Genomic DNA, 6,000 nt, shown 5'->3' on the forward strand with positions numbered 1-6,000 from the left:
ACCGGAATTCGTTGCAGCCGCCATTGGCCACGCGGCGGATAACGCAATAGGTATGCCATCGGCGTGTTTTCGGCCGATGCATGCGTGGCGAAAGGGACTTGACGGTGCGCTTGCGAAGCGCGCAATCGCTTGCTGGACGGGGCGTGCGCGTGTTCCTGGATGGTTCGCGGTGCCTGCTGCCGTTACGTCCCGCCAATGAAAAAGCGCCCTGTTCAGGGCGCCTGTGCGCGCCTCAACGAAGCGCGCCGATGCTGTGGCGTGGTGCAGCGCACCACAGCCGTGCGCTCTGCGCTAGCGCCGGTCGGACCCGGAGACGACGTCGATCCACACCGCGAGCACGAGAATGCCGCCCTTCACGATCATCTGCCAGTACGAGTCGACGTCGAGCATCGACATGCCGTTATCGAGGCTCGCCATCACCAGCGCGCCGATCAGCGCGCCATACACGGTGCCCGAGCCGCCGCGCATTGAAGTGCCGCCAATAAAGCACGCCGCAATCGCATCGAGCTCCCCCATCGATCCCGCCGACGGTGAGCCCGCCGCCAACCGCGCCGTATTGATGAGGCCGCCGAACGCGCACATCAGCCCCATCAGCGCGAAGATCGCGAGCTTCACGCGGTTCGTGTTGACGCCCGACAGCCGCGTCGCTTCGAGATTCGATCCGACTGCATAGATGCGCCTGCCAAACACGGTTTGCGTCGCGATATACGTGAAGATGCCGAGCAGCGCGAGCAGTAGCAACACGGGCACGGGAATGCCGCCGTAACGGTTGAGCGTCGCGACGAACGCCAGCAGGATCAGGCCTGTCGCGACGATTTTCACGCCGTCCTGCCACAGCGGCACGACGCTCAGGTTGTAGTGCTGGCGCTTCTGCCGTTGCCGCACGGTCAATGCGGCGAGCAGCACGAACAGCACGACAGCGAGCGTGTCACCCGCAATACGCGGCAAGTAGCCCTGGCCGATGAAGACGAAGTCGTCGGACACGGGTGCGATCGTCGATCCGCCCGTCACGCCGAGCAACACGCCGCGATACGCGAGCATGCCGCCCAACCCGACGATGAACGACGGCACACGCAGATACGTCGACCACCAGCCGTTGAAAAGACCGATCGCGACGCCAAGCAGCATCACGACGGGCAACGTTGCCGCGAGCGGCCAGTGATGCGTGACGTTGAGTATCGCCGCGACGCCGCCGAGCAGGCCGAGCAGCGATCCGACGGACAGATCGATCTCGCCCGAGATGATGACGAATACCATCCCGCACGCGAGCATTCCCGTGATCGACATCTGCCGCAACAGATTGGACAGATTGCGCGGCGTGACGAACGCACCTTCCGTGAGAAACGAAAAGAACACCCAGATGACGGCGACGGCAAGCAGCAACGCGAGCAGCTTGTAGCGCGCGAACAGCTGTTTGACACGCTGTCCCGATGCGAGTGATGCGCCGTGTTTTGCGTGGCTATCGGAAGAAGTGAGATCAGGAGTCATGCGACGCTCGCCAGTTGAGTGGGGCCCTTGCCTTTCGTGTCCGCGTGCTTCGGGTTCGTCGCGATGGCGGCCGTGAGGATGTGCTCCTGCGTGAGACCGTCATTCACAAAATCGCCGCGCAACTCGCCTTCGCCGATCACGAGCACGCGATCGCTCACGCCGAGCACTTCCGTCAATTCCGACGACACCATGATGATGGACACGCCGCGCTTCGCGAGCGCGAACATCAGCTTGTAGATTTCGAACTTCGCGCCGACATCGACGCCGCGTGTCGGCTCGTCGAGAATCAGCACGGAGGGATCGGTGAGCAGCATGCGCGTGAGCACCGCCTTCTGCTGGTTGCCGCCCGAAAGGCTCGCAATCGACAGCATCGGCGACGCCGCGCGCACCGACAGCCGCTTCATTTCCGAGTTGATCGTGTCGAGTTCGGAAGCAGTATCGATGCGCCCGCCTTTCGCGAAGCGTTGCAGCACGGCGAGCGTGATGTTGTGGCCGACGCCCAGCTGCGGCACGATGCCGTGACGCTTGCGGTCTTCCGGCACCATCGCGATGCCCGCCGCGATGGCATCGGCGGGTGCGCGGATTTTCAGACGCTTGCCGCCCATCCATACTTCGGCTTCGCTCACGCCCGGATAGGCGCCGAAAATCGCCTGCATCAACTCCGTGCGTCCCGCACCGACCAGTCCTGCGACGCCGAGTATTTCACCCTTGCGCAACGCGAACGACACATCGTCGACACGCTTGCGGTTCGTGTTGGTCACGTCATAGCAGCTGACGTTGCGCGCCTCGAAGATCACGTCGCCGATCTCATGCGGTTCGCGCGGAAACAGATTCGTGATCTCGCGTCCGACCATCATCGCGATGATGCGATCGGTCGTCAGTTGCTTCATCGGTTGCGTGCCGACGTGCTTGCCGTCGCGTATCACCGTAATTGTGTCGCACACCGCTTCCACTTCATCGAGCTTGTGCGAGATATACACGCAAGCCACGCCGCGCTTTTTCAGATCGCGCACGATGTCGAGCAGAATCTTCGTTTCCGCAGCCGTCAGCGACGAAGAGGGCTCGTCGAGTATCAGCAATCGCGCCTGCTTGTTGAGCGCTTTGGCGATTTCGATCAGTTGCTGATGCCCGCCGCCGTAGTTCATCACCGGCTGTGCGACGTTGATGCCGGTGATATTCAGCTCGCGCAGCAGTTCGTCGGCGCGCTGATACATCGCCGCGTAATTCATGCGGCCGCCGGGCAGCGTGATTTCGTTGCCGAGGAAAATGTTCTCGGCCACCGACAATTGCGGCACCAGCATCAGCTCCTGGTGAATGATGACGATGCCTGCGCGTTCGGTATCGCGAATGTTTTGCGCGACGAGCGGCTTGCCGTCCCAGAGGATTTCGCCGGACCACTCGCCATGCGGATAGACGCCGGAGACGATCTTCATCAGCGTCGATTTGCCTGCGCCGTTCTCGCCGCACAGTCCGACGCATTCGCCGGGCGCGACGACGAGATCGATGCCGTCGAGCGCCTTCACCCCGGCAAACGATTTGGCGATGCCGCGCAATTCCAGAAGCGCTTGTGCCATGCGTGATGTCCTGGATGGATGAAAGATGCGCGAGCGCTTCTGTTTGTAACGATCGGAAGCGCCCGTGCCCGCTATCAGTTGCCAGCCAGTTGCGCCTGCGTATAGAAGCCGTCCTTGATCACGACATCGACGTTGCTCTTGGTGAGCAGCGTGGGTTGCAGCAGCACGGTATCGACCTGCTTCTTGCCGTTGTCGTACTTCGCGTTGTATGCGGGCTTGTCGCCCTTCGCGAGATCGACGGCGAGCTTGGCCGCTTCGCCTGCGATCAGCTTCAGCGGCTTGTAGACGGTCATGGTCTGCGTGCCTGCGATCACGCGCTTCACAGCCGCAAGGTCCGCATCCTGGCCGGACACGGGCACCTTGCCTGCCATCTTCTGTGCGGCGAGTGCCTGGATCGCGCCGCCTGCCGTGCCGTCGTTCGACGCGACGATCGCATCGATCTTGTTGTTGTTCGCGGTCAGTGCGTCTTCCGTGATGCGCAGCGCGGTCGCCGCGCTCCATTCGGGGACCCACTGCTGGCCGACGATCTTCACGTCGCCGCGATCGATGGCGGGCTTGAGCACCTTCAACTGCCCTTCGCGCAGCATCTTCGCGTTGTTGTCGGTCGGCGCGCCGCCGAGCAGGAAGTAGTTGCCTTTGGGCTGCGCGTTAAATACGCCTTGCGCCTGGAGTTCACCGACCTTCTCGTTGTCGAACGAGATATAGGCATCGACGTCGGCATCGAGAATCAGCCGGTCATACGACACGACCTTGATGCCAGCCTTGTGCGCTTCGGCGACGACATTGCCCAAGGTCTTCGAATTGAACGGCACGATCACGATTACGTCGACGCCGCGCGAGATCAGGTTCTCGATCTGCGAGATTTGCCGGGCTTCGCTCGCGTCTGCGGATTGCACGGAGACTTTCGCGCCGAGCTTCGTCGCTGCGGCGACGAAATAGTCGCGATCGCGCGACCAGCGCTCGACGCGCAGATCGTCGATACAGAAGCCGATTTCGGGCTTGTCCTTGCTCGCATGCGCGAGCGGGGCAACCATCGTCAGGCCGGCGGCCATTGCGGCGCAAACGAGGGAACTCAATACGGAACGACGCATTGCAGATTTCATGTCTCACTCCATTTAGGGTTGCGTGCAGTTTCGAATGCGAGAGAGTCGAACCGCCGTCTTAACCTCAGGGTGCGCTGCGAATACCTGTTCGCAGCGTCAATTTTGGAAGCTGCCCCGTTTTTGTTCGCACGACAGCGTGTGCCGTGCGCGCCGGCGGAGCAATTGCGAAATCTACCGGCGCTGCTAACGTTTTTTCGTGCCTTTGCTTTGCCTATTTGGCGGCTGAGTAGATTGCCTGATTGACGATGTTCTCCAGACGCTCTTGCTGTCCGCTGACATGACGCGGCGCGATGTTTCGCTGCACTGCATCGCTTGCCAGCGATTCGAGCGAATAGCCGCCCGCCAGCACCTTACGGCCGAAATCGCTGTCCCAGCCCGCATAGCGTTGCTGCTTGAACGCGCCCAGGCGGTCGTTCTCGACGAGATGAGCGGCACGCTCCAGCGCGACGGCGATCACGTCGATAGCACCGATATGGCCGTGCACCAGGTCTTCGGGATCGATACTCTGGCGGCGGACCTTGGCATCGAAATTCATGCCGCCCGTCTCAAAGCCGCCGTTGCGGAGGATCTCGTAGAACGCGAGCGTGAGTTCTTCAGCACTATTTGGGAACTGGTCTGTATCCCAGCCGTTTTGCGCGTCGCCACGATTCGCGTCGATGCTGCCGAAGATGCCGAGCGCGAATGCATTGGCGATTTCGTGGTGAAACGAATGACCGGCGAGCGTCGCGTGATTGGCTTCGATGTTCACGCGGATTTCGTCCTGCAAGCCGAATTGCGTGAGAAAGCCGTGGACTGTCGCGACGTCGTAGTCGTATTGATGCTTGGTCGGTTCTTGCGGTTTCGGCTCGATCAGCAGCGCGCCCTTGAAGCCCAGTTTGTGTTTGTGCTCGACGACCATGCTCATGAAGCGGCCGAGTTGCTCGCGCTCGCGTTTCAGGTCGGTGTTGAGCAGGGTTTCGTAGCCTTCGCGGCCGCCCCATAGCACGTAGTTCTCGCCGTTCAGGCGCTGGGTTGCTTCGAGCGCGTTGAGTACCTGGGTTGCGGCGAAGGCGAATACATCCGGGTTCGGATTGGTGGCTGCGCCCGCTGCGTAGCGTGGATGCGAGAAGAGGTTTGCGGTGCCCCATAGCAGCTTGACGCCCGTTTGCTCCTGCTTGCGCGCGAGCACGTCCGTCATTGTCTTGAAGTTGTTCACGTAGCTTTTGATGCTGTCGCCTTCGGGGGCTACGTCGGCGTCATGGAACGTGTAGAACGGGGTGCCGAGTTTCTGGAACAGTTCGAACGCGTTATCGGCCTTGGCATGTGCCATTTCTAGCGGATCGCCCGAGCGATGCCATGGACGCTCGAACGTGCCTGGTCCGAACATGTCTGCGCCGGGCCACACGAACGTATGCCAGTAGCAGACGGCCAGACGCAGATGGTCTTCCATGCGCTTGCCGAGCACCAGTTTGTCCTTGTCGTAATGGCGATAGGCGAACGGGTTGTCCGTGTGCGGACCCTCGTAGCGGACGGCGGGCAAATGTTCGAAGTAAGGCATGCGCGTCTCCTTTTGTGTTTTCCATTGAATGCCAGTGCTGCTGGCTTGATGTGACGTCATGCTGACGCGTGCTCGTTTTCGCGGCAATTGCGAAATTCGCCAGCGGGAGTGGTGATTCTTGGTAGTGGCTGGCGCCACGGGGTGGGGGGGCCTAGAATTGGCGCGATGGGTTTGGGTCTGGTTTGGTCTGGTTTGGTTTGGTTTGGTTTGGTTTGCCAGGGTTTTCACTGGCATCCGCGAATTGTTAGCTTGCTTCAGGCGTCGCCCCTGTGCGGGGCGGCACCTACTTTTCTTTGCC

The 6,000-nt window shown here is 61.2% G+C and carries 4 protein-coding genes; all 4 read right to left on the reverse strand.

Going from position 1 to position 6,000, the window contains the following annotated elements; translation table 11 throughout:
* Positions 1-291: 291 nt before the first annotated feature.
* A complete protein-coding gene (locus KFO72_RS19140; RefSeq protein ID WP_054928787.1) occupies positions 292-1,488 on the reverse strand; it encodes a sugar ABC transporter permease in 1,197 nt (398 codons plus the stop codon).
* Positions 1,485-3,062, reverse strand: coding sequence for a D-xylose ABC transporter ATP-binding protein (gene xylG, locus KFO72_RS19145; protein ID WP_225032770.1), 1,578 nt, complete (start codon positions 3,060-3,062; stop codon positions 1,485-1,487). The genes KFO72_RS19140 and xylG overlap by 4 nt, the downstream gene beginning before the upstream one ends.
* 74 nt (positions 3,063-3,136) lie before the next feature.
* Complete coding sequence (gene xylF / locus KFO72_RS19150) at positions 3,137-4,165, reverse strand: D-xylose ABC transporter substrate-binding protein (RefSeq protein ID WP_060599798.1); 1,029 nt, start codon at positions 4,163-4,165, stop codon at positions 3,137-3,139.
* A 211-nt stretch (positions 4,166-4,376) separates the two neighbouring features.
* Positions 4,377-5,702 (reverse strand): xylose isomerase, encoded by a 1,326-nt coding sequence (gene xylA, locus KFO72_RS19155; RefSeq protein WP_225032771.1) that lies wholly within the window; start codon positions 5,700-5,702, stop codon positions 4,377-4,379.
* Positions 5,703-6,000 lie beyond the last annotated feature (298 nt).

This window comes from Paraburkholderia sp. XV (assembly GCF_020177535.1).
Lineage (GTDB): Bacteria > Pseudomonadota > Gammaproteobacteria > Burkholderiales > Burkholderiaceae > Paraburkholderia > Paraburkholderia caribensis.